Origin of the sequence: Rhodococcus sp. ACPA1, from assembly GCF_002300195.1 — a bacterium.
Taxonomy (GTDB): Bacteria; Actinomycetota; Actinomycetes; order Mycobacteriales; family Mycobacteriaceae; genus Rhodococcus_F; species Rhodococcus_F opacus.
Genome location: NZ_NSDX01000006.1, coordinates 93,946 through 114,883, shown reverse-complemented (window position 1 = coordinate 114,883; position 20,938 = coordinate 93,946). Strand labels below are relative to the sequence as shown.

At 68.7% G+C, this 20,938-nt stretch carries 20 protein-coding genes; 4 read left to right on the top strand and 16 right to left on the bottom strand.

Going from position 1 to position 20,938, the window contains the following annotated elements:
• Positions 1–5 precede the first annotated feature (5 nt).
• Positions 6–419: a TIGR03618 family F420-dependent PPOX class oxidoreductase gene (locus CJ177_RS29925; RefSeq protein ID WP_005242958.1), complete on the top strand. Its 414-nt coding sequence runs from the start codon at positions 6–8 to the stop codon at positions 417–419.
• Here the strand turns inward: CJ177_RS29925 and CJ177_RS29920 are convergent.
• Together CJ177_RS29920 and CJ177_RS29915 are read right to left on the bottom strand one after the other, a co-directional pair.
• The gene (locus tag CJ177_RS29920; RefSeq protein ID WP_005242959.1) at positions 379–1,137 is read right to left on the bottom strand and encodes a polyprenol monophosphomannose synthase; all 759 of its coding nucleotides are present in this window, start codon (positions 1,135–1,137) and stop codon (positions 379–381) included. The two genes, CJ177_RS29925 and CJ177_RS29920, sit on opposite strands and share 41 nt — an antisense overlap.
• Before the next feature lie 118 nt (positions 1,138–1,255).
• A complete protein-coding gene (locus CJ177_RS29915) occupies positions 1,256–2,395 on the bottom strand; it encodes a Xaa-Pro peptidase family protein (RefSeq protein WP_061046058.1) in 1,140 nt (379 codons plus the stop codon).
• Positions 2,396–2,431: 36 nt separating this feature from the next.
• Between CJ177_RS29915 and CJ177_RS29910 the strand changes: the two genes are divergently transcribed.
• Entirely contained in the window at positions 2,432–3,388 is a 957-nt protein-coding gene (locus tag CJ177_RS29910; protein ID WP_095869277.1) for a 5'-3' exonuclease, read from the top strand.
• A gap of 24 nt (positions 3,389–3,412) precedes the next feature.
• On the opposite strand, the gene CJ177_RS29905 is transcribed toward CJ177_RS29910, so the two are convergent.
• From CJ177_RS29905 to pafA, 8 genes are all read right to left on the bottom strand, one after another.
• Entirely contained in the window at positions 3,413–4,102 is a 690-nt protein-coding gene (locus CJ177_RS29905) for a DUF4333 domain-containing protein (protein WP_095869276.1), read from the bottom strand.
• 102 nt (positions 4,103–4,204) lie between these two features.
• Positions 4,205–6,940, bottom strand: coding sequence for an RNA helicase (locus tag CJ177_RS29900; protein WP_005242967.1), 2,736 nt, complete (start codon positions 6,938–6,940; stop codon positions 4,205–4,207).
• Between the two features lie 18 nt (positions 6,941–6,958).
• On the bottom strand, positions 6,959–7,999 hold the full coding sequence (tatC, locus tag CJ177_RS29895) for a twin-arginine translocase subunit TatC (RefSeq protein ID WP_025432816.1): 1,041 nt from the start codon (positions 7,997–7,999) through the stop codon (positions 6,959–6,961).
• 71 nt (positions 8,000–8,070) lie between these two features.
• On the bottom strand, positions 8,071–8,346 hold the full coding sequence (tatA, locus tag CJ177_RS29890; protein ID WP_005242971.1) for a Sec-independent protein translocase subunit TatA: 276 nt from the start codon (positions 8,344–8,346) through the stop codon (positions 8,071–8,073).
• Positions 8,347–8,418: 72 nt separating this feature from the next.
• Positions 8,419–9,483, bottom strand: coding sequence for a 2-dehydropantoate 2-reductase (locus tag CJ177_RS29885; protein WP_005242972.1), 1,065 nt, complete (start codon positions 9,481–9,483; stop codon positions 8,419–8,421).
• Entirely contained in the window at positions 9,480–10,460 is a 981-nt protein-coding gene (locus CJ177_RS29880) for a YafY family protein (protein WP_005242974.1), read from the bottom strand. The genes CJ177_RS29885 and CJ177_RS29880 overlap by 4 nt, the downstream gene beginning before the upstream one ends.
• On the bottom strand, positions 10,457–11,449 hold the full coding sequence (locus tag CJ177_RS29875; protein ID WP_085990310.1) for a YafY family protein: 993 nt from the start codon (positions 11,447–11,449) through the stop codon (positions 10,457–10,459). The genes CJ177_RS29880 and CJ177_RS29875 overlap by 4 nt, the downstream gene beginning before the upstream one ends.
• A gap of 47 nt (positions 11,450–11,496) precedes the next feature.
• Positions 11,497–12,855 (bottom strand): Pup--protein ligase, encoded by a 1,359-nt coding sequence (pafA, locus tag CJ177_RS29870; RefSeq protein ID WP_005256282.1) that lies wholly within the window; start codon positions 12,853–12,855, stop codon positions 11,497–11,499.
• 73 nt (positions 12,856–12,928) lie between these two features.
• On the opposite strand from pafA, the gene CJ177_RS29865 reads away from it, so the two are divergent.
• Complete coding sequence (locus CJ177_RS29865; protein ID WP_095869275.1) at positions 12,929–14,395, top strand: phosphatase PAP2 family protein; 1,467 nt, start codon at positions 12,929–12,931, stop codon at positions 14,393–14,395.
• Here the strand turns inward: CJ177_RS29865 and prcA are convergent.
• The 5 genes from prcA to CJ177_RS29840 all read right to left on the bottom strand — a co-directional run bounded on the left by prcA (position 14,386) and on the right by CJ177_RS29840 (position 18,359).
• Complete coding sequence (gene prcA / locus CJ177_RS29860; protein WP_005242982.1) at positions 14,386–15,165, bottom strand: proteasome subunit alpha; 780 nt, start codon at positions 15,163–15,165, stop codon at positions 14,386–14,388. The two genes, CJ177_RS29865 and prcA, sit on opposite strands and share 10 nt — an antisense overlap.
• Positions 15,162–16,046: a proteasome subunit beta gene (gene prcB / locus CJ177_RS29855; RefSeq protein WP_025432817.1), complete on the bottom strand. Its 885-nt coding sequence runs from the start codon at positions 16,044–16,046 to the stop codon at positions 15,162–15,164. Before prcB ends, prcA begins: the two co-directional genes overlap by 4 nt.
• Positions 16,043–16,237, bottom strand: coding sequence for a ubiquitin-like protein Pup (locus tag CJ177_RS29850; RefSeq protein WP_005242990.1), 195 nt, complete (start codon positions 16,235–16,237; stop codon positions 16,043–16,045). The genes prcB and CJ177_RS29850 overlap by 4 nt, the downstream gene beginning before the upstream one ends.
• Positions 16,238–16,407: 170 nt before the next feature.
• Complete coding sequence (dop, locus tag CJ177_RS29845; protein ID WP_005242993.1) at positions 16,408–17,907, bottom strand: depupylase/deamidase Dop; 1,500 nt, start codon at positions 17,905–17,907, stop codon at positions 16,408–16,410.
• A 74-nt stretch (positions 17,908–17,981) separates the two neighbouring features.
• On the bottom strand, positions 17,982–18,359 hold the full coding sequence (locus tag CJ177_RS29840; protein WP_095869521.1) for a nitroreductase family deazaflavin-dependent oxidoreductase: 378 nt from the start codon (positions 18,357–18,359) through the stop codon (positions 17,982–17,984).
• A gap of 82 nt (positions 18,360–18,441) precedes the next feature.
• Here CJ177_RS29840 and CJ177_RS29835 point away from each other — a divergent pair, with 82 nt between their 5' ends.
• On the top strand, positions 18,442–18,990 hold the full coding sequence (locus CJ177_RS29835; RefSeq protein ID WP_061046061.1) for an NUDIX domain-containing protein: 549 nt from the start codon (positions 18,442–18,444) through the stop codon (positions 18,988–18,990).
• A 65-nt stretch (positions 18,991–19,055) separates the two neighbouring features.
• On the opposite strand, the gene arc is transcribed toward CJ177_RS29835, so the two are convergent.
• The gene (gene arc / locus CJ177_RS29830; protein ID WP_005243005.1) at positions 19,056–20,831 is read right to left on the bottom strand and encodes a proteasome ATPase; all 1,776 of its coding nucleotides are present in this window, start codon (positions 20,829–20,831) and stop codon (positions 19,056–19,058) included.
• Positions 20,832–20,938: the final 107 nt, after the last annotated feature.

The following is a 20,938-nucleotide window of genomic DNA, read 5'->3' as shown; positions in this document are numbered from 1 at the left end:
GGGGCATGGACCGCACCCCCTCCACCCCGATCCGCCTGACCGACGCGGCGCTCACCTTCCTCGGCGAATACCATCTCGGGACGCTCACCACGCTCCGCAAGAACGGCACCCCGCACGTCGTCGCCGTCGGCTTCACCTGGGATCAGGAGCACGGGCTGGCGCGGGTCATCACCAACGGCTCCTCGCAGAAGGCCCTCAACGCCGAACGCGGAGGGTATGGCGCGGTGAGCCAGGTGGACGGGCCGCGCTGGATGACCCTCGAGGGCCCCGCCCGGGTGTTGACCGACCCCGAGTCCGTCGCCGACGCCGTGGCCCGCTACGCCGCCAGGTACCGCCAGCCCCGGGTGAACCCGACCCGCGTGGTCGTGGAGATCGCCGTCAGCCGCGTACTCGGCTCGGCTGCGCTGCGTCACCACTGAACCGCAACTTCCACGGGACCAGCGCGGACTCTATCTGCACGGCGAGGCTCATCTTGGACACCCCGTCGGTGCGCTCCTCGAAACGGATCGGGACCTCGGCGATGGTCATGCCGCGCTGCACCGTGCGATAGTTCATCTCCACCTGGAACGCGTACCCGTTGCTCTGCACACCGTCGACGTCGATGGCCCGCAGCGTGTCCGCGTGCCACGCCTTGAACCCCGCGGTGGCGTCCTTGACGCGCAACCGCAGGATCGCGTTGACGTAGAAGTTCGCCCACGCCGACAGCGCCTTGCGATGCCAGGGCCAGTCGCTGGCGACCGCGCCACCGGCCACGTAGCGGGAGCCGAGGACGACGGCCGCATCCGTCGTCGCCAGGGTCTCCACCATCCGCGGGATGGCCTCGGTGGGGTGCGACAGGTCGGCGTCCATCTGGATCACGATGTCCGCGCCCTCGGCGAGCGCCCGGGTCATCCCGGCGACGTAGGCCCGTCCGAGGCCGTCCTTCACGGTCCGGTGCAGGACTCCGACCGGGATCGGACCGCTCTGCGCGAGCGTATCGGCGACCTCACCTGTGCCGTCCGGCGAGTTGTCGTCGACGACCAGCACATGCAGGTTCGGAATTTCCGACGCCGCGAGAAGCTCGACGATCTTGGGCAGGTTGTCGCGTTCGTTGTAGGTCGGTACGACGACGGTTACCTTCGGGGCGACGCTTTCCATGACACCTTCGCGTGATCTGTGATCCCGACTCTCCGCAGACGTGCAGCGGCGAGTGCGGTCGTGAACAAATGGAAGATGTTACTACCCGCGCCGCACCGCCCCCGCACACTCCCGGTGCTCAGCCGGGGAGAACCGTCAGCCCGTGGGGCCGGGTGTTGACCGGCTCACAGCCGTCGGCGGTCACGATCACGATGTCCTCGATCCGTGCACCCCACTCCCCGCGGAAGTAGATGCCCGGCTCCACGCTGAACGCCATCCCCTCGGCCAGCTCGATCGCGTTACCCGACACGATGTACGGCTCCTCGTGCACCGACAACCCGATTCCGTGCCCGGTCCGGTGCACGAACACCTCGGCCAGCCCCTGCGCGGCCAGCAGGTCGCGGGCGGCCGCGTCGACCGCCTCGGCGGTGATGCCGGGACGCACCAGGTCGACGGCCGCCGCCTGCGCCTCCTCCAGTACCGCGAACTTGGCGGCCACACCCGGATCGGGCTCACCCATGCTGTACGTGCGGGTGGAGTCGGAGTTGTAGCCGGGCTCGACGGGTCCGCCGATGTCGATGACCACGACGTCACCCGATTCGACGACCCGCTCGGACACCTCGTGGTGCGGGTCGGCGCCGTGCGGCCCCGAGCCGACGATGACGAACGCCGCCTCGGTGTGTCCCTCCGCCAGGATCGCGGCGGTGATGTCCGCCGCCACCTCGGCCTCGGTGCGGCCGACCTTCAGGAACTCCGCCATCCGAGCGTGGACCCGGTCGATGGCCTGACCGGCCCGGCGCAACGCGTCGATCTCCGCGTCGTCCTTGACCATCCGCAGCTCCCGCAGCACCCCGGTGGCCAGGAGCGGCAGCGCGCCGAGCGCCTCCGAGAGCGGAATCAGGTGCAGCGCAGGCATCGCATCGGTGACGGCGGTCCGGGCAGGCGACGGCAGCAGTCCCGACACCAACGAGTACGGGTCGACCCCGTCGACCCAGTCGCGGATCGTCAACCCGAGTTCGGACGCCGCCGACTCGGTGAGCGACGCCAGTTCGAGCCGCGGCACGACCACGGACGCGGTGTCGCCGTTCGCGGGAATCACCAGGCAGGTGAGCCGTTCGAACGACTCCGCGCGCGAACCCAGCAGATACCGCAGGTCGGGTCCGGGGGTGATGAGGAGGCCGTCGAGTCCGGCGTCGCGGGCCAGTGCGCCTGCGCGAGCGATCCGGTCGGCATAGATGGTGGTCGGGAAGCGAGAAGTCGATGCGCCGAGGGAACTCATGGCTTCAGGCTAAACCGGTTTGGCAGGATGAGGGTCATGACAGGGCCTCTGCTTCTCCTCGACGGTGCCAGCCTGTGGTTTCGCGCGTACTACGCGCTACCCGACTCGATCACCTCACCCGACGGTCGATCCGTCAACGCGGTGCGCGGGTTCACCGACATGGTGGCCGCACTGATCACCAAGCACCAGCCGTCCCGGCTCGCGGTGTGCCTCGACCTCGACTGGCGGCCCGCGTTCCGCGTCGAGGCCGTGCCCACCTACAAGGCGCACCGGGTCGCCGAGGACACCGGCGGGGCGGAGGAAGAGGTGCCCGACACCCTGTCGCCGCAGGTCCCGATGATCCTGGATGTCCTGGCCGCCACCGGAATCGCGACCGCCGGTGCGGAAGGCCTCGAGGCCGACGACGTTCTCGGCACCCTGGCCGCCACCGAGACCCGCGACACCACCATCGTCGTCACCGGCGACCGCGACCTCCTGCAGGTCGTCACGGACGACCCGGTGCCGGTGCGGGTGCTGTACGTGGTGCGCGGCCTCGCCAAGGCCGAACTGCTCGGGCCGGAAGAGGTCGCAGCCAAGTACGGGGTGCCCGCCGACCGGGCCGGTGAGGCCTACGCCGAACTCGCCCTGCTGCGCGGCGACTCGTCCGACGGGCTGCCGGGAGTGAAGGGAATCGGCGAGAAGACCGCGTCGAGCCTGATCATGCAGTACGGATCGCTCGCCGCCCTGCGGGCCGCCGCAGTCGATCCCGAATCCGACATGGCGAAGGGTGCGCGCGCGAAATTCGCCGCCGCAGCCGACTATCTCGACGCGGCACTGCCGGTGGTGCGGGTGGTGCGGAACGCGGATGTCGAACTGTCCCGCGAAGACACGCTGCCGGCCGAACCGGTCGATGCGGACCGGCTCGGCAGGCTGGCGGAGGAACTCGGAATCGAGAATTCCGTCGGCCGCCTCACGGCGGCGATGAAAAAGGTGGCCGCCGCACGAGTTCCGTGACGGCCGGGTGGGCCGAGGGCGTGTCTAACTGGGGCGGCTCACCTCGTACGTGCCCTTGTCGTCGGTGAAGGTGAGAGTGACCTGCTTCTTCTCACCGTCCACGGTGAGACTGCACGTGAAGCTGTTGCCCTTCTTCACTTCCTGATCCGCGGGGCACGTGACACCGGACACGTTCTCGGCGCCGTACGAATCGGTGACGATGCGCTCGACACCGTCCTCGGCCGCCTTCTGGTCGAGTGTGTCCGTGCCGAACACCGTGAACGCGAGCACCAGGGCGATACCCACGATCACCAGCAGAGCCACCACACCGCCGATGATCAACGGCAGCTTCGACTTCCCCGACGACGGCGGCTGCCCCCACTGCTGCTGGCCGGGGGTCGGGCCCCACTGCTGCGGCTGACCCGGTTGCTGACCCCACTGCGGCTGCCCGGGCTGCTGACCCCACTGTCCCGGACCCGGCTGTCCGAGCTGACCGGGTTGCGGCTGCTGACCCCACTGCGGCTGTCCGGGCTGCTGCGGGTGCTGACCCCACTGCGGCTGCCCGGGCTGCTGAGGCTGACCCGGTGCCGGCTGTCCCCACGGCTGGGCGGGCGGCTGCTGACCGTACTGCGGCGCCCCGTACTGGCCGCCGGTCTGGTCAGGGTTACCCTGGCCCGGTTGCTGTCCCTGGGCCCATTGCCCGTTCGGGTCGTTCGGTCCGTAAGGGCCGCTCATCGTCGCCTCCCGCTCACGTGTCAAGTTTTGTACCTACCGTAACGCCCCACCATCGGATTCGGGCCCTCGGACGGCGTGCGAATCCAACCACACGGCGTCGGGTCACGCAGCATCCACGGCGACGACACCGCGGCGGATCGCCGCGACCGCACGACCTGCTGCCTTGCCGACCTCCGGATCGGGGGACGTCGACCGGACCTGTTCGAGCAGGTCGATCACCTGCCTGCACCACCGCACGAAGTCGCCGGCAGACAGCGCACGCCCCTGATCTCCTGCCGCGATCAGCGCCTCGACGAGCGAATTGTCGCTCGCCCAGTGGAAGATCGCGGCAGCGAAGCCGAGGTCCGGCTCACGGGTGGGCGGCAGTTTGTGCCGGATCTCGTCCGCCCGTAGCTCCCGCCACACCCGCACCGTCTCGTCGAGGGCGTGCCGCAATGCTCCCGGACCGCCGCCTTCGACGGTGTCCCCTTCACGGCGCGATTCGAAGATCACGGCGGACACGACGGCGGCGAGCTCCGCGGGCCCGAGGCCCTTCCACACACCCTGCCGGAGGCACTCGGCCACCAAGAGGTCGCTCTCGCAATAGATTCGACTCAACCGCGTGCCGTGTTCGGTGGCGTCGGGGTGTTCGCCCGCCGAGATGTAGTCGCGCTCGGCGAGCAGCGACAGGATGCGATCGAACGTGCGCGCCAACGAGTTCGTCGTGGCAGCCACCTTCTGCCGCATCGTCTCGGTCTCGCGGGCCAGCCGGTTGTAGCGTTCACCGATCCGGCTGAGCTGCTCGCGGTCGGGCCAACTGTGGCACGGGTGCTGCCGGATGGCGCGCCGCAGCCGCGCGATCTCGGCGTCGTCGGCGCCGGCACCCGACTTCTTTCGCTTCCGGCGACCCGGCGCAACGATTCCGGTGCTGCGCAATGCCGATGCCAGATCGCGTCGCACGCGGGCGGTGTGGTGATCGAAGCGCCGCGGCAACCGCATCGATCCCAAAGACCGTGCAGGCTCGGGGAAGTCGCCGGCCGACACCCGGCCCGCCCACTTCGCCTCGGTGAGGATCAGTGGTTTCGGATCCGTCGGGTCCCGGTCCGGTTCCAGCACCACGGCCAGACCGGAGTGCCGTCCGACGGGGATCGCGATCACGTCGCCGCGCCGCAGTGCGACGAGCGAGGCGACGGCGGCGTCCCGTCGTTCGGTTCGGCCTGCCCGTTCGAGTGTCCGTTCCCGGCTGCTCAGTTCCTCCCGCAGGCGCGCGTATTCGAAGTACTCGCCGTCCTCGCCGCCCAGCCGTTCGCGGAGCGTGGTGAGCGCGGCCTCGTTACGTTCGATGCCGCGCGTCAGGCCGACCACGGACCGGTCGGCCTGGAATTGGGCGAACGACCGCTCGAGCAGGGCCCGTGATTCCGCCGCGCCCATGCGATCGACCAGGTTGATGGTCATGTTGTAGCCGGGACGGAACGAGCTGCGGAGCGGGAACGTGCGTGTGGAGGCCAGCCCGGCGACGTCCACGGGTTCCACCCCGGGCTGCCACAGGACTACCGCGTGACCCTCGATGTCGATGCCGCGACGTCCGGCCCGGCCGGTGAGCTGCGTGTACTCCCCCGGGGTGAGTTCGGCGTGGGCCTCGCCGTTGTATTTGACGAGGCGTTCGAGGACGACCGTGCGGGCGGGCATGTTGATGCCGAGCGCCAGCGTCTCGGTGGCGAACACGGCCCGGATCAGTCCCTTGACGAACAACTCCTCGACCGTCTGCCGGAACGCGGGCAGCATCCCCGCGTGGTGCGCGGCGAGGCCCCGCTCGAGCGCCTTGCGCCATTCCCAGTACCCGAGGACCTCCAGATCGGCCTTGGGCAGCTCCGCGGTGTGGGCGTCGATGATGGTCCGGATCTCGGCGACCTGCTCCGGCGTCGTCAGATCGAGGCGGGACCGCAGGCACTGGGCCAGCGCGGCGTCGCACCCGGCGCGGCTGAAGATGAACGTGATCGCCGGGAGGAGTCCCTCGTCGTCGAGGCGGGAGATCACTTCCGGTCGGGGCAGCGGCCGGAAGTCGTTGGAGAACCCGCGGCCGCCACCACGGCGGCCCCTGCCCCGCGACTCCCACGAGTCGGCCCGCTCGAGGGCCTGCCGTTGTTTGACGTGACGGACCAGATCCTGGTCGACCACCAGATCCTTTAGCGCGTCCCCGCTGCGCGCCCTCGTGTCGAACAGGTCGAACAGCCGCTTCCCGACCATGATGTGCTGCCACAGCGGGATCGGGCGGTTCTCGTCGACCACCACGGTGGTGTCGCCGCGCACCGTTTCCATCCACGCGCCGAACTCCTCGGCGTTGCTGACGGTCGCCGACAGGCTGACGAGGCGGACGTCCTCGGAAAGGTGCAGGATCACCTCTTCCCACACGGCCCCGCGGAACCGGTCCGCGAGGAAGTGCACCTCGTCCATGACGACGTGGGACAATCCGCGCAGCGCCGGGGAGTCGGCGTACAGCATGTTCCGCAGCACCTCGGTGGTCATGACGACCACCGGGGCGTCCGAGTTGATGCTCGAATCGCCGGTCAGCAGCCCGACCGTGTCCTTGCCGTACCGCCGCACCAGTTCCGCGTACTTCTGGTTGCTCAGCGCCTTGATCGGTGTGGTGTAGAAGCACTTACGCCCGGCGCCGAGCGCCAGGTGCACGGCGAATTCGCCGACCACGGTCTTTCCCGCGCCGGTCGGGGCGCAGACGAGGACGCCGTGGCCGCCCTCGAGCGCGCGGCAGGCGTTGATCTGGAAGGGGTCGAGCACGAAGCCGAGCTGCGCCGAGAACACATCGAGTTCGGTGCCGCCGGTCGTGTCACCTGTTGTCACTGCCACCCCGTCAGATTGTCACAGGGTGTCGGAGAAGTCCTGACCCGGTGTGTTGCTGCCGGTCGTGCTCGCGTCGTCGTTCTTGTTCGCTGCGCCGGACTTGCCCGACTTGCGGGACCGCCGGAACCGGCCCGCTGGCTCGGGGACCGGTGTGGCGGCGACGTCGAACGCCTCGTTCAGGTCCGTCGGCGCGGCGATCGTCGACGCCTCGTCGTCGTCGAGAGCACCCCATTCCTGTTCCGTGCGACGGGCCTTGCGGCGGTCGTTGAGGCGGGCGATCTGCACGGCGACCTCGAACAGCAGGGTCAGCGCGAACGCGAGCGCGAGCATCGAGAACGGGTCCTGCCCGGGGGTGGCGATCGCGGCGAACACGAACAGAGCGAAGATCAGGCCGCGGCGCCACGCCTTGAGCTTCGCGTAGGGCAGGATGCCGACGAAGTTCAGCGCGACGATGAGCAGCGGGATCTCGAAGCTGACACCGAAGATGATCAGCAGGTTGATGATGAACCCGAAGTATTCCGCGCCGCCGAGTGCGGTGATCTGGACGTTGTCACCGATCGTCAGCAGGAAGTGCAGGGCCTTCGCGACCACCACGTAGGCGAGGACGGCGCCCGCGATGAACAGCACCGCGCCGGACACCACGAAGCCGATCGCGTAGCGACGTTCCTTCGCGTACAGGCCGGGAGTGATGAACGCCCACAGTTGGTACAGCCAGATCGGACAGGCGAGGACGATGCCCGCCGTCAACGCAACTTTGAACCGGAGCATGAACTGCTCGAACGGTCCGGTCGCGAGGAGGCGGCACGACCCGTCGCTGGTCAGGTCGGCGCGACTCGACGCCGGCAGCGAGCAGTACGGTCCCTGCAGGAGCTCACCGAGGCTCTCGATCCCGAGAATCTGGTGGGAGTACCAGTAGAAGCCCACTGCGGTGGTGACCAGGATGGCCAGCACCGACAGGAGCAGTCGCGTCCGCAGCTCGTAGAGGTGATCGACCAACGACATCGTGCCGTCGGGATTGGTCCTCCGCTTGCTGGTGCGCGGATCGAACGGAATTCGCACTGTTGTTCGCCCTAGTCTTGGTCAGCAGGCAACCGGGGTGAAGATTCACCCCGGTTGTCAGGCGGCTCGGGCTAAGCCGACTTCGGCTCGGTGTGCTGCGGCTGCACCGGCGCCGGCGGGGTGACCGGTGCGGCCGTGGTGTCTGCCACGGGCAGCTCGGCGGGCGCGCTCTGCTGCGCGGTGGGCGCCGGCGTGCTGTTGTCGTTCTGCATCTCCTTGACCTCGCTCTTGAAGATGCGGAGCGAACGGCCGAGTCCACGAGCCGCATCGGGCAGCTTCTTGGAACCGAACAGGATGATGACGACCAGCGCGACGATGGCCCAGTGCCAGGGGCTCATGGCTCCCATGATGAAACCTCCAAAAGATCAGGTGACCCCGATGCTACCGGACATACACGGCACCAGCCCGGTCGAAACTTGCTAGTTGCGCTGCCGTTTGCCTGTCGGTTTCCTGGGTGCCCGCTGTGAGCGCAGATCGGCGAGCAGGGCGTCCCCGGACCAATGCCGGTTCCCGCCCGCCTCGGCCGCGCGGATCAGTTCGACCAGCCGCGCGTTCACAGGGGCGTCCGCACCCGACGCCGCGGCCAGCCGCACGACCTCCCCGCTGATCCAGTCCACCTCGGTGCGCCTGCCCGCTTCGAGGTCGTCCCACATCGAGGATCGCGCGTGCGGGTCGATGGCCAGCATCCGGCTGCCCGCCACCCGGAACACCCCGTCCGGGACGGTCAGCAACCGGGGAATCCACTGCGGCGGCAGCGGCGTGAGCTTGGCGACAGCGATGCCGCGGGCGGTCAGCAGGGCGAGCGCTTCCCGCTGGGCCAGGGCGACCGCGCGCCGGAACGACCGCTGCGACAACTCCTCGCGGAGCGGCAGACCGGACAGGGCGTTGACCGCGTTGTTCAGGTTGAGCAGCAACTTCGCCCACTGCACCGAGCGGAAGTCCTCACGTGCGTGCAGCGGCAGCCCGGCGTCGTCGAACACCGCCGCGAATGCGCGCACCGCCGGATGCTGCTCGATCTCGAGGTCACCCTCGGAGCCCTGGTGGAAATGCCCGTCGCCGCGGTGCACCACGTTGAACGGCACCATCGCCGCGAGAACGACGTGCTCCGGCAGTGCCGCGCGCAGGGTGTCCGCATTGCCCAGCCCGTTCTGCGCACTGACCACCACCGTGTCGAAACCGATCGCCGACGCCAGTGCGGCACCTGCCTCCGGTGTCCCCGCCGACTTCACCGAGACCACGACGAGATCGGCCGTGGCCGCCGACTCGGGGCCGGTGGCGAAGGCGATGTCGGAGGCACCGACCCGGATATCCGCTCCGTGCAGGTCCGTCAGCCGCAACCCGTGGTCGCGGATCTCCGCCCCGACGCGCTCCCGGCCGATCAGGGTCACCTCGGCGCCGGCCGCCGCGAGCCGGCCCCCGACATAGCAGCCGATGCTGCCCGCGCCGAAGACGCTGATCCGCAGCGGACGCCCGTCGCCGCTCATGCCTCGACGGCGTCGTAGGCGGACAATGCCTCCACGGCCCGGCGGCGCACCTCGTCGACCAGTTCCGCCGGTTCGAGCACCGTGATTCCGGCACCGAACCCGAGCACGAGCCGGGCCATCCACTCGAGCGCCCCGTAACTCATGCTCGCCTCCACCGAGCCGTCGGCGGCGACCGTCCGGACGTCCATCGGGTAGTAGTCGAGCACCCAGACGCAGTCGGCGCCGATGTGCAACCGGGCCTGGGGCAGGGACGCGTCGCCGCTGAACAATTCCAGGTTGGAATCCCGCACGAGAGCCTGCGCCGGCGGTGTGGACGGCTCGTCCAGCTCGGTGGCGGCGTCGATCCGGTCGAGCCGGAACAGCCGGACCCCCTCGGCCTGCCGGCACCACGCCTGCAGGTAACTCTGATTGTCGACCAGCACGACCCGCACCGGATCCACGGTGCGCTCGGTGACGCGGTCCCGGGAGGCCGAGTAGTACGTCAGGTGGAGGGCACGCCGATGATGAAGCGCGGACCGCACCGTGGCGGCGATGGGATCCTCCGCCACGTCCTCCACCGCCTCCCGCTCCGACGCCGGCGTCACCGCCGCGCGGGCCGCCGCGGTGCCCGCGGCGTCCTCGATCTTCGCGATCGCGCTGTGCGCCGCGGACGGATCGACCATGCCCGGCATCTCCACCAGCGAACGCAGGGCAATCAGAAGCGCGGTCGCCTCGGTGGACGTCAACCGCAGCGGGCGGTCGATGCCCGCCGAGAACGTCACCTCGATGCTCTCCTCGGAGAACGAGAGGTCGATGAGGTCGCCGGGACCGTAGCCGGGCAGCCCGCACACCCACAACTGGTTGAGGTCGGACATCAGCTGTGTGGTGGTGACGCCCAGTTCGGCGGCGGCCTCGGCCGCACTCATCCCGGGGTTCGCGATGAAGTACGGCACCAGGTTGAGGAGCCGGGACAGTCTCGACGACAGCCTGTTGCTCACGACGTCCCCCCTCCCCGTGCGGCGTCCTTCAGCTTGGTCAGCACGTCGTGACGTAGTTCGGGCGGATCGAGGACCAGGGCGTCCGCCCCGTGGCCCGCGACCAGCCGCGCGATCCAGTCCCGGGAGCGGACCGGGATCCCGAGCACGGTGCCGCTGCGCTCGTTCACCCGCTTCTCCTCCGCCGTGGTCGCCAGTCGGCGCAGTTCCTGGGCACGGCCCTCGGCCACCCACACAGTCGCGGTGCCGGTGACCTCCCCCGAACCGGTGACCCGGTCGACGATCTCCCGGAGGTCGACGCCCGCCGGTTTGTGGACTACCCCGGACGGTCCGAACTCCGTCACGTCGTCGCCGATCCGCGACAGCCGGAACGTCCGGACAGCCCCCCGGTCGACGTCGTGACCGACGAGATACCACCGGCCGTGCGCGGTGACGACACCCCAGGGTTCGACGGTGCGCTGGGTGTACGGCTCGTTCAGGGCGCCGCGGTGCGGGAAATGCACGGCGCGGCCCGCATCGACCGCGGCCAGCAGCTTGCCGAGCGCCGGTTCGGAGCCTCGGGTGCGGGCGGGCACCGCGGTGATCGGGGTGGCCGCCGAATCCGGATCCACCTGCACACCCGCCGCACGCAGCTTGAGCAGGGCCCCCTGAGCCGCGGACGTCAACTCCGGGGACTCCCACAGCTGGACCGCCACCGCGACCGCCGCGGACTCCTCCTGGCTGAGGTCGATGTCGGGGAGCTCGTACGCGTTGCGGTTGATGCGGTAGCCCTCGACCGTCGAGAAACGCGACGCCTGCCCGGTCTCGAGCGGAACACCGAGATCCCGGAGCTCGTTCTTGTCGCGTTCGAACATGCGACTGAACGCCTCGTCGCTCGCGGAGTCGGCGTACCCGGCAACGCTCTCGCGAATCTTCTCGGCGGTGAGGAACTGTCTGGTGGACAACAAACAGATCACCAGGTTCATCAACCGCTCGATCTTGGAAGTCGGCACGCCCGGAAGCCTAGTGGGTGAGCCCGTTACGGACTCTCACAGCGCCGCTACATCGAGGCAATCAGCCGCTCCACCCGCTCGTCGACCGACCGGAACGGGTCCTTGCACAGCACGGTCCGCTGGGCCTGGTCGTTGAGCTTGAGGTGCACCCAGTCGACCGTGAAGTCGCGTCCGGCCTCCTGCGCCGCCGTGATGAACTCGCCGCGCAGCTTCGCCCGGGTGGTCTGCGGCGGAGTGTCCACCGCCGCCTCGATCGTCTCGTCCTCGGTGATCCGCTTCACCAGACCCTTGCGCTGCAGCACGTCGAACACGCCGCGACCGCGTTTGATGTCGTGGTACGCCAGATCCAGCTGCGCGATCTTCGGGTCGGCCAGCTCGAAGCCGTGCCGGTCCTGATAGCGCTGGAACAGCTTGCGCTTGATCACCCAGTCGATCTCCATGTCGACCTTCGCGAAGTCCTGTGTCTCGACGGCGTCGAGCATGCGACCCCACAGGTCGACGACCTGAGTGACCTGCGGATCAGGATCCCGGTTCTGCAGGTGTTCCACCGCGCGCGCGTGGTATTCCCGCTGAATGTCGAGGGCGCTGGCCTGCCGGCCGCCGGCGAGCCGCACCGGGCGGCGTCCGGTGACGTCGTGGCTGACCTCGCGGATGGCGCGGATCGGGTTGTCGAGCGCGAAGTCGCGGAACGACACCCCGGCCTCGATCATCTCGAGCACGAGCGCCGCCGTGCCCACCTTCAGCATGGTGGTCGACTCGGACATGTTCGAGTCGCCGACGATCACGTGCAGGCGGCGGTATTTCTCCGCGTCGGCGTGCGGCTCGTCACGGGTGTTGATGATGGGCCGCGACCGCGTGGTCGCCGAGGACACGCCCTCCCAGATGTGCTCGGCGCGCTGCGACAGGCAGAACGTGGCCGCCTTCGGCGTCTGCAGGACCTTGCCCGCGCCACAGATCAGCTGCCGCGTCACCAGGAACGGGAGCAGCACGTCCGAGATCCGGGAGAACTCGCCGGCCCGGGCCACGAGGAAGTTCTCGTGACAGCCGTACGAATTGCCCGCCGAGTCCGTGTTGTTCTTGAACAGGTAGATGTCGCCGCCGATGCCTTCCTCGGCGAGCCGCTGTTCGGCGTCGATCAACAGCTCCTCGAGAACGCGCTCCCCCGCCCGGTCGTGGTTGACCAATTGGATGAGGTTGTCGCACTCGGCCGTCGCGTATTCGGGGTGCGAGCCGACGTCCAGATACAGGCGGGCACCGTTCCGGAGAAACACGTTGGAGCTCCGGCCCCACGACACCACCCGCCGGAACAGGTAGCGCGCAACCTCGTCCGGGCTCAGTCGCCTGTGACCATGGAAGGTGCAGGTCACACCGAACTCTGTCTCAATTCCCATGATTCGTCGCTGCACACCTCGACAGTACAACGCCGATCACCCGGCGGAGCGGTAAAACCCTCCGGCGACACCCCGCGCATACCCTGAGATGGTGAACCGACACTTACGCCGAATCCACCGGGCCGACGAGATCGTCTTCGACCGCAGCGCCGACCTGAGCCCCTCCGAGCTCGACCGGGCCATGCGCTTCCTCAGCCGCGCGGCCGACAAGGGGCTCCTGTGGTGGTTCGTGGCGGCGGTGCTGGGACTGTTCGGCGGGCGCGCCCGCCGCGGTGGTGTGCGCGGACTGCTGTCCCTCATGATGGCGAGCGGTCTGGCCAACGGCATCCTCAAACCGCTGTTCCCCCGGCGGCGCCCGCCTGCCCGCGTATGGACGAACGTGCTGCGCGGGGTGGCGATCCCCCGGTCCTCGTCGTTCCCGTCGGGACATGCGGCGTCGGCGGCGGCGTTCACCACGGGCGTCGCCCTGGAATCGCCCGCGACCGCTGCCGTCGTGGCCCCCCTTGCCGCCGCGGTCGCCTACTCCCGTGTGCACAACGGCGTGCACTGGCCGACCGATGTTGCCGCCGGGCTGCTACTCGGCGGGGCCGTCGCGTCGGGCACCCGCCGCTGGTGGGCGGTGCGCACGGAGGAACCGGCAGAGCTGGGCCCCACCGTCGACGCACCGGCACTTCGGGGCGGTGAGGACCTGCTCGTGGTGGTCAACCCGGAGTCCGGGCCCGACAGTGTCGATCCCAGTGAGGAGATCACGACCGCTCTCCCCAAGGCCGACGTGCGCGCACTCGACACCGACCGCGATTTCGCCGAACAACTCGACGCCTGGGTGACCGACAGGAAGCCGCGCGCCCTCGGAGTGTGCGGTGGAGACGGGACCGTGGTCGCCGTCGCGTCCGCTGCAGCGCGTCACGCGTTGCCGCTGGCGGTGTTCCCGGGCGGCACGCTCAATCACTTCGCACGGGATGCCGGCGTCGCCGACATCTCGGACACGGTGAACGCCGTCGAGACCGGGCATGCGGTTCTCGTCGATCAGGCCGTCGTCCACACCGATGTCGCGGAGCCGGCGCCATTCCTCAACACCGCCAGTCTCGGCGGCTATCCCGACGCGGTGCGACTGCGGGAGAAGTGGCAGCCACGGTACGGAAAGTGGCCCGCGGCATGTGTGGCGATGATCCGGATTCTCTCCGCGGCAACACCGCTCGCCGTCACCATCGACGGCAGGCCGGTGAAGGTCTGGATGCTGTTCGTGGGGAACGGTCGGTATTCCCCCGGCGATCAGGTTCCGATGTCGCGTCCCGCCATCACCGGCGGACTGCTCGATGTCCGGTACGTGCGGGCCGACCGGCGAGCGTCCCGGCCGCGGCTGCTGTTCGCCGCCGCCACCGGAACGCTCGGAAGCAGCCGGGTGTACGTCCGATCCCTCGTGCCCCGGCTCACCGTCCGCGTGGACGGCTCGCCGGTTGCGCTGGCCACCGACGGTGAAGTGGTCGCCGACGCCCTGAGGTTCGACTTCCGGACGGTGCCCGAAGCGATCGCGGTGTACCGGCCTCAGTCCTGAGGGTCGGCCGGCTTCGTCTCGGTGTCCGGCTTCGACTCCGGAGCGGGCTCCGAGGCGGCCGCGGGCGCTGCGGGAATCAGCTGTTCGAGCGCGGGTCCGGTGATCCGCCGGAACGCGCGGCGAGGCCGGGACTGGTCGAGCACGGCCACCTCGAGGCTGGCCATGTCGACGTTCCGCTTCTCGCCTTCCCCGGCACCGCCCTGACGCAGGGCGTTGACCGCGATACCGACCGCCGCCTCGAGATCGAGGTCGGCACGGTACGACTCGCGCATGGCGGTCGCGATCGGCTCGGTCGTGCCACCCATCACGACGAAATGCTGTTCGTCGACGATGGATCCGTCGTAGGTGATGCGGTACAGCTGGGGCGCCTTCGGGCTGCCCACTCGCCCGACCTCCGCGACGCAGATCTCCACCTCGTACGGCTTGGGCTGTTCGGTGAAGATCGTGCCCAGGGTCTGCGCGTACGCGTTGGCCAGCGATCGGCCCGTCACGTCCCGGCGGTCGTAGGAGTAGCCGCGCATGTCGGCATGGACGATCCCGGCGCGCCGCAAATTCTCGAACTCGTTGTACTTGCCGACGGCTGCGAAGCCGAGCCGGTCGTACAGTTCGCTGACCTTGTGCAGCGCGGTGGAGGGATTCTCCGCGACGAACAGCACGCCGTCGCGGAACGTGAGCACCACGACGCTGCGTCCGCGGGCAATTCCCTTGCGCGCCAGTTCCGAGCGGTCCCGCATGATCTGCTCGGCGGACGCGTAATACGGCATGGTCATCGCGCAGACCCCCCTTCTTCGGTGCGCTCGGCGACGATGCGCCGAGCCAACTCGGACGTCGTCTCCTCGGACACGTGCACGGCACCGGCCTCGGTGATCGTGACCGCGGTCGGGTAGATGCCGCGGGTCAGGTCGGGCCCACCGGTGGCCGAGTCGTCGTCGGCCGCGTCGTACAGCGATTCGATGGCCGCCCGCAGGGCGGTCTCCTCGTCGCTGTCCGGCGAGTAGATCTTCTTCAGTGCCGACTTCGCGAACAACGATCCCGAACCGACCGCGTGGTATCCGGCGCGCTCTTCGTACCGGCCGCCGACGACGTCGTACGAGACGATGCGGCCCGCGCGGGCCTCGTCGTCCGCGTCGAGGTCGTAGCCGACAAGCAGCGGGACGACCGCGAGACCCTGCATCGCCGCCCCCAGGTTGCCCCGGACCATCGACGCCAGGCGGTTGGCCTTGCCGTCGAACGTCAGCTGAACGCCCTCGATCTTCTCGTAGTGCTCGAGTTCGACGGCGAACAGGCGGACCAGTTCGATGGCGATCCCCGCGGTGCCGGCGATGCCGGCCGCCGAATATTCGTCGGTGACGTACACCTTCTCGACGTCCCGGCTGGCGATCAGGTTGCCCTGGGTCGCGCGCCGGTCGCCGGCGAGCAGGACGCCACCCTTGTAGGTGAGCGCCACGATCGTCGTTCCGTGCGGTGCGAGATCACCGCTCTCCATCCCGTCACCACCCCGTGTCGAGTGCGAACGATGGCCGATCCGATTCTCCGGCAGCAATTCTGGTGCGTGACCACGCAGATACTCGGTGAACGAGCTCAGATTCGAACCGAAACTGAGCTTCGTGTCACCGTCGCCTGTCCGCAATGCCGGTCGATCCGCCGTCACTGGCCGCCCTTCTGGACATAGGCCCGGACGAAGTCTTCGGCGTTCTCCTCGAGCACGTCGTCGATCTCGTCGAGCAGGTCGTCGGTGTCCTCGGCCAGCTTTTCGCGACGTTCCTGACCCGCGGCACCGTCTCCGCCGGGGGTGTCGTCCTCGTCGCCGCCACCAGTACGTTTGGTCTGCTCTTGCGCCATCGCAGCCGACCTCCTTGTGTGAAGGGAGCTCTTCTTCCGAGCGTCCTGTCCTGCCAAGCAGTCTGACTACATCATCCGCTCGGACCTTCACCCTACCGAGCGTCGCCGCCGCACGTGTGCCGACGCGACGGCGAGTTCCGGCGCAGATCCGTCCGCGACCGGTCGACGGGTCAGTTCGTGAGCTCGTCGACGAGTTCTTTCGCGGTCTCCACCGACTCCAGCAACTCCCCCACGTGCGCCTTGCTGCCCCGCAACGGCTCGAGGGTGGGAATACGGACCAGGGAGTCGCCACCGAGATCGAAGATCACCGAATCCCAGCTCGCGGCCGCGATGTCGGCGCCGAACTTGCGCAGGCACTCACCCCGGAAGTAGGCGCGGGTATCGGTGGGCGGGGTGTCGACGGCGTCGAGCACGGCCTGCTCCGAGACGAGGCGTTCCATCGACCCGCGGGCGACGAGCCGGTTGTAGAGCCCCTTGTCCAGGCGGACATCCGAGTACTGCAGGTCGACGAGATGCAGTCGCGGCGCGGACCAGTTGAGGCCCTCCCGGTTCCGGAAACCCTCGAGCAGACGCAGCTTGGCCGGCCAGTCCAGCAGGTGAGCGCACTCCATCGGATCCCGCTCGAGGAGGTCGAGCACCATCGCCCATTTCTCCATCAGATCGGCGACGCGGGGGTCGTCGTTGCCCTCGGCGGACATGAACTTGTCGACTCGGTCCAGGTAGATCCGCTGCAAGGCAAGCCCGGTCAGTTCCCGGCCGTCGGCCAGCGCGACCGTGGCGCGCAGCGTCGGGTCGTGGCTGATGTGGTGCACGGCGGTCACCGGGCGGGCCAGCTGCAGGTCGGTGAGGTCGACACCGGCCTCGATGAGATCGAGGACCAGAGCCGTCGTCCCGACCTTCAGGTACGTCGACATCTCGGCGAGGTTCGCGTCGCCGATGATGACGTGCAGACGCCGATACTTGTCCGCGTCCGCGTGGGGTTCGTCGCGGGTGTTGATGATGCCGCGCTTGAGTGTCGTCTCGAGCCCGACCTCCACCTCGATGTAGTCGGCCCGCTGGGACAGCTGGAAACCGGCCTCGTCACCGGACTGGCCGATGCCCACCCGGCCCGACCCGCAGATCACCTGACGGGACGCGAAGAACGGCGTCAGCCCGTTGATCACCGCGGAGAACGGCGTGGCCCGGGACATCAGATAGTTCTCGTGGGTGCCGTACGACGCGCCCTTGCCGTCCACGTTGTTCTTGTACAGCTGCAGTCGCGGGGCGCCGGGAACGCTCGACGCGTGCCGGGCGGCCGCCTCCATCACCCGTTCGCCGGCCTTGTCCCAGATGACGGCGTCCAGGGGGTCGGTGACCTCCGGGGCCGAGTACTCGGGGTGCGCGTGATCGACGTAGAGCCGGGCGCCGTTGGTGAGGATCATGTTGGCCGCGCCGACCTCGTCGGCGTCGATCACCGGCGCCGGGCCGCTCAGCCGGCCCAGGTCGAACCCGCGGGCATCCCGCAGCGGGGATTCCACCTCGTAGTCCCATCGGGTGCGCTTGGCGCGCGGCACTCCCGCTGCCGCCGCATAGGCCAGCACCGCCTGGGTGGACGTCAAGATCGGATTGGCCGAAGGCTCGCTGGGTGAGGAGATTCCGTACTCGACTTCGACACCGATGATCCGCTGCATGCTGCCGAGCCTATGCGATCACCGACGCCACCCGGTGGCACACTCCTGCTACGCGAGCCGTCCGCTCCCGGCGGCTAGTCCGGCGAGCACTCCAGGTACTCGTCCGCCGAGATCGCCCGGAGCACCGTGCGGACCCCGGCGGGGGCCCAGGAGTGGGTGCTGTCGGTGACGATCCTCGGGCCCGTCAGGTGCACCGTCCGGCGGCGCGTCACGATGGTGCATCCGCCCGCCGCCACCACGTTTCGCACCCAGTCGCTCTGCGCACCGTACGTCAGCGCGAACCGGTAGCGGCCGTCCACGACGAACACGTTGACGGGTGTGCGGTACGTCTTGCCCGACGTGCGGCCCCGGTGCTCGACGATGGCGAAACCGGGCAGGATCGTCGCGACGTGCCGGCTCACCTGATTGGTCACGACCCGGTTGAACCCGGCGATCGAACGCGGCAACGCCATGACCTCGCACCCCTTCGACACCGGAACGAGCAACCGACCTCGACAGTACCGACGTTCGCCGGGGGGCTGGCAGGATCGACACATGGATTCCGCACCGAACACCCCACCCGGCACGGATGAAGTGGTGGCGGTGTTCGACAGTGCGGGACGACCGGTGGGGTCCGCCGCGCGTTCCCGCGTCTACGCCGAGGGGTTGTGGCACGCGAGCGCCGGCGTCCTCGTCCGATCCGGCGACGGGAAGCGCCTCTACGTGCACCGACGCTCGGACACCAAGACGGTGTTCGCCGGTCATCACGACTGCCTGGCGGGCGGGGTGGTCGATCCGGGGGAAACCCCGGAGGAGGCCGCGAGCCGGGAACTGGCGGAGGAACTGGGCGTCACCGGAGTGGGCCTCACCCCCATCGCGGCGGTGGCGTGGGACGGGCACTGGCAGGGAATGCGGCTGCGGTGCCACCTGTACGCCTACGAGACGCACTGGGACGGACCCATCGTCCACCAGGCCAGCGAGATCGCGTCGGGTTGGTGGTGGACGCCCCACGAACTGGTGACGCATCTGCGCGACCCGCAGTGGCCGTTCGTGCCGGACACCCGGGCGCTCCTGGAGGACTACCTCGTCACACGGGACCGCTGACACCCGGCCGCCTGCGCGGCGAGACCCGTGTTCGAGTTCCCGCCGCGCAGGTGGTGCCGAACGGCTTACAGGTACTGGCCCGTGTTGGATTCGGTGTCGATGGCGCGGCTCGCGCTCGCGTTCTTACCGGTGACCAGCGTGCGGATGTAGACGATCCGCTCACCCTTCTTGCCCGAGATCCGGGCCCAGTCGTCGGGGTTGGTGGTATTCGGCAGGTCCTCGTTCTCCGAGAACTCGTCGACGATGGAGTCGAACAGGTGCTGGACCCGCAGGCCCGGGGCACCGGTGTCGAGCACCGACTTGATCGCGTACTTCTTGGCGCGGTCGACGATGTTCTGGATCATCGCGCCCGAGTTGAAGTCCTTGAAGTACAGGACCTCCTTGTCGCCGTTGGCGTACGTGACCTCGAGGAAGCGGTTCTCCTCGCTCTCGGCGTACATGCGGTCGACGACCCGTTCGATCATCACCCGGATGCAGGCCGTGCGGTCGCCGCCGAACTCCGCGATGTCGTCGGCGTGCACCGGCAGCGTCTCGACGAGGTACTTCGAGAAGATGTCCTGCGCCGATTCCGCGTCGGGGCGTTCGATCTTGATCTTCACGTCGAGGCGGCCGGGACGCAGGATCGCGGGGTCGATCATGTCCTCGCGGTTGGATGCGCCGATCACGATGACGTTCTCGAGTCCCTCGACACCGTCGATCTCACTGAGCAGCTGAGGCACGACGGTGGTCTCGACGTCGGAGGAGACACCCGACCCGCGGGTACGGAAGATCGAATCCATCTCGTCGAAGAACACGATCACCGGGGTGCCCTCGGACGCCTTCTCCCGGGCCCGCTGGAAGATCAGCCGGATGTGCCGCTCGGTCTCGCCGACGAACTTGTTCAGCAGCTCGGGGCCCTTGATGTTGAGGAAGTAGGACTTGGCTTCCTTGCTGTCCTGTCCCCGGGCCTCCGCGATCTTCTTCGCGAGCGAGTTGGCGACCGCCTTGGCGATGAGCGTCTTACCGCACCCGGGCGGACCGTAGAGGAGGACACCCTTCGGTGGCCGCAGCTCGTATTCGTGGAACAGGTCCTTGTGGAGGAACGGCAACTCGACGGCGTCACGGATCTGCTCGATCTGCCGTCCGAGGCCGCCGATGTCGTCGTAGTGCACGTCGGGAACCTCTTCGAGGACCAGATCCTCGACCTCGGCCTTGGGGATCCGCTCGAACGCGTACCCGGCTTTGGTGTCGACGAGGAGGGAGTCGCCCGGCCGTAGTTTGCGGGTGGGCGATTCCGCGTCGTACGCGATCGACTCCCTCTCGCTCTCCTCGAAGACGGTCGCGAGGGGTTCGGCCAGCCACACGATCCGTTCCTCGTCGGCGTGGCCGACCACGAGGGCGCGCTGACCGTCGTCGAGGACCTCGCGCAACGTGCTGATCTCACCCACACGCTCGAAGTTGCCCGCTTCCACGATCGTGAGCGCCTCGTTGAGGCGCACGGTCTGGCCGAGCTTGAGGGTCTCGGCGTCGACGTTCGGGGAGCAGGTCAACCGCATCTTGCGTCCGGAGGTGAACACGTCCACGGTCTGATCGTCGTGCACTCCGAGCAGCACGCCGTACCCGCTCGGCGGCTGGCCGAGGCGATCGACTTCTTCTCGAAGGGCGATGAGCTGCTGACGGGCCTCCTTGAGGGTGTCCATCAGCTTGGTGTTCCGGATGGACAGCGAGTCCACTCGCGATTCCATCTCACGAAGCTGTTCCGGCGACTCCGCGAGCTGCCTGCGCAGTGCCGACGCCTCTGCGCGCAACGCCTCGAGCTCTCGTGCGGCCGCAACCGAATCGGGGTTCTCTGTCGAGCTCATGTGCGTCTCCTCCCAATGAGATCTATCAACGCTACCGGCACTGCCCGAATTCTGCGCCGTGACACGGATTCTGCCGATTGCGAATCGGCATACGTGACGCCCTGGGC

Excerpts from the sequence above, each read along its gene's own strand:
- CJ177_RS29925 (WP_005242958.1), top strand. The coding sequence starts at position 6 with ATGGACCGCACCCCCTCCACCCCGATCCGCCTGACCGACGCGGCGCTC.
- CJ177_RS29920 (WP_005242959.1), bottom strand. The coding sequence starts at position 1,137 with ATGGAAAGCGTCGCCCCGAAGGTAACCGTCGTCGTACCGACCTACAAC.
- CJ177_RS29915 (WP_061046058.1), bottom strand. The coding sequence starts at position 2,395 with ATGAGTTCCCTCGGCGCATCGACTTCTCGCTTCCCGACCACCATCTAT.
- CJ177_RS29910 (WP_095869277.1), top strand. The coding sequence starts at position 2,432 with ATGACAGGGCCTCTGCTTCTCCTCGACGGTGCCAGCCTGTGGTTTCGC.
- CJ177_RS29905 (WP_095869276.1), bottom strand. The coding sequence starts at position 4,102 with ATGAGCGGCCCTTACGGACCGAACGACCCGAACGGGCAATGGGCCCAG.
- tatA (WP_005242971.1), bottom strand. The coding sequence starts at position 8,346 with ATGGGAGCCATGAGCCCCTGGCACTGGGCCATCGTCGCGCTGGTCGTC.
- CJ177_RS29885 (WP_005242972.1), bottom strand. The coding sequence starts at position 9,483 with ATGAGCGGCGACGGGCGTCCGCTGCGGATCAGCGTCTTCGGCGCGGGC.
- CJ177_RS29865 (WP_095869275.1), top strand. The coding sequence starts at position 12,929 with ATGGTGAACCGACACTTACGCCGAATCCACCGGGCCGACGAGATCGTC.
- prcA (WP_005242982.1), bottom strand. The coding sequence starts at position 15,165 with ATGACCATGCCGTATTACGCGTCCGCCGAGCAGATCATGCGGGACCGC.
- CJ177_RS29850 (WP_005242990.1), bottom strand. The coding sequence starts at position 16,237 with ATGGCGCAAGAGCAGACCAAACGTACTGGTGGCGGCGACGAGGACGAC.
- dop (WP_005242993.1), bottom strand. The coding sequence starts at position 17,907 with ATGCAGCGGATCATCGGTGTCGAAGTCGAGTACGGAATCTCCTCACCC.
- CJ177_RS29840 (WP_095869521.1), bottom strand. The coding sequence starts at position 18,359 with ATGGCGTTGCCGCGTTCGATCGCCGGGTTCAACCGGGTCGTGACCAAT.
- CJ177_RS29835 (WP_061046061.1), top strand. The coding sequence starts at position 18,442 with ATGGATTCCGCACCGAACACCCCACCCGGCACGGATGAAGTGGTGGCG.
- arc (WP_005243005.1), bottom strand. The coding sequence starts at position 20,831 with ATGAGCTCGACAGAGAACCCCGATTCGGTTGCGGCCGCACGAGAGCTC.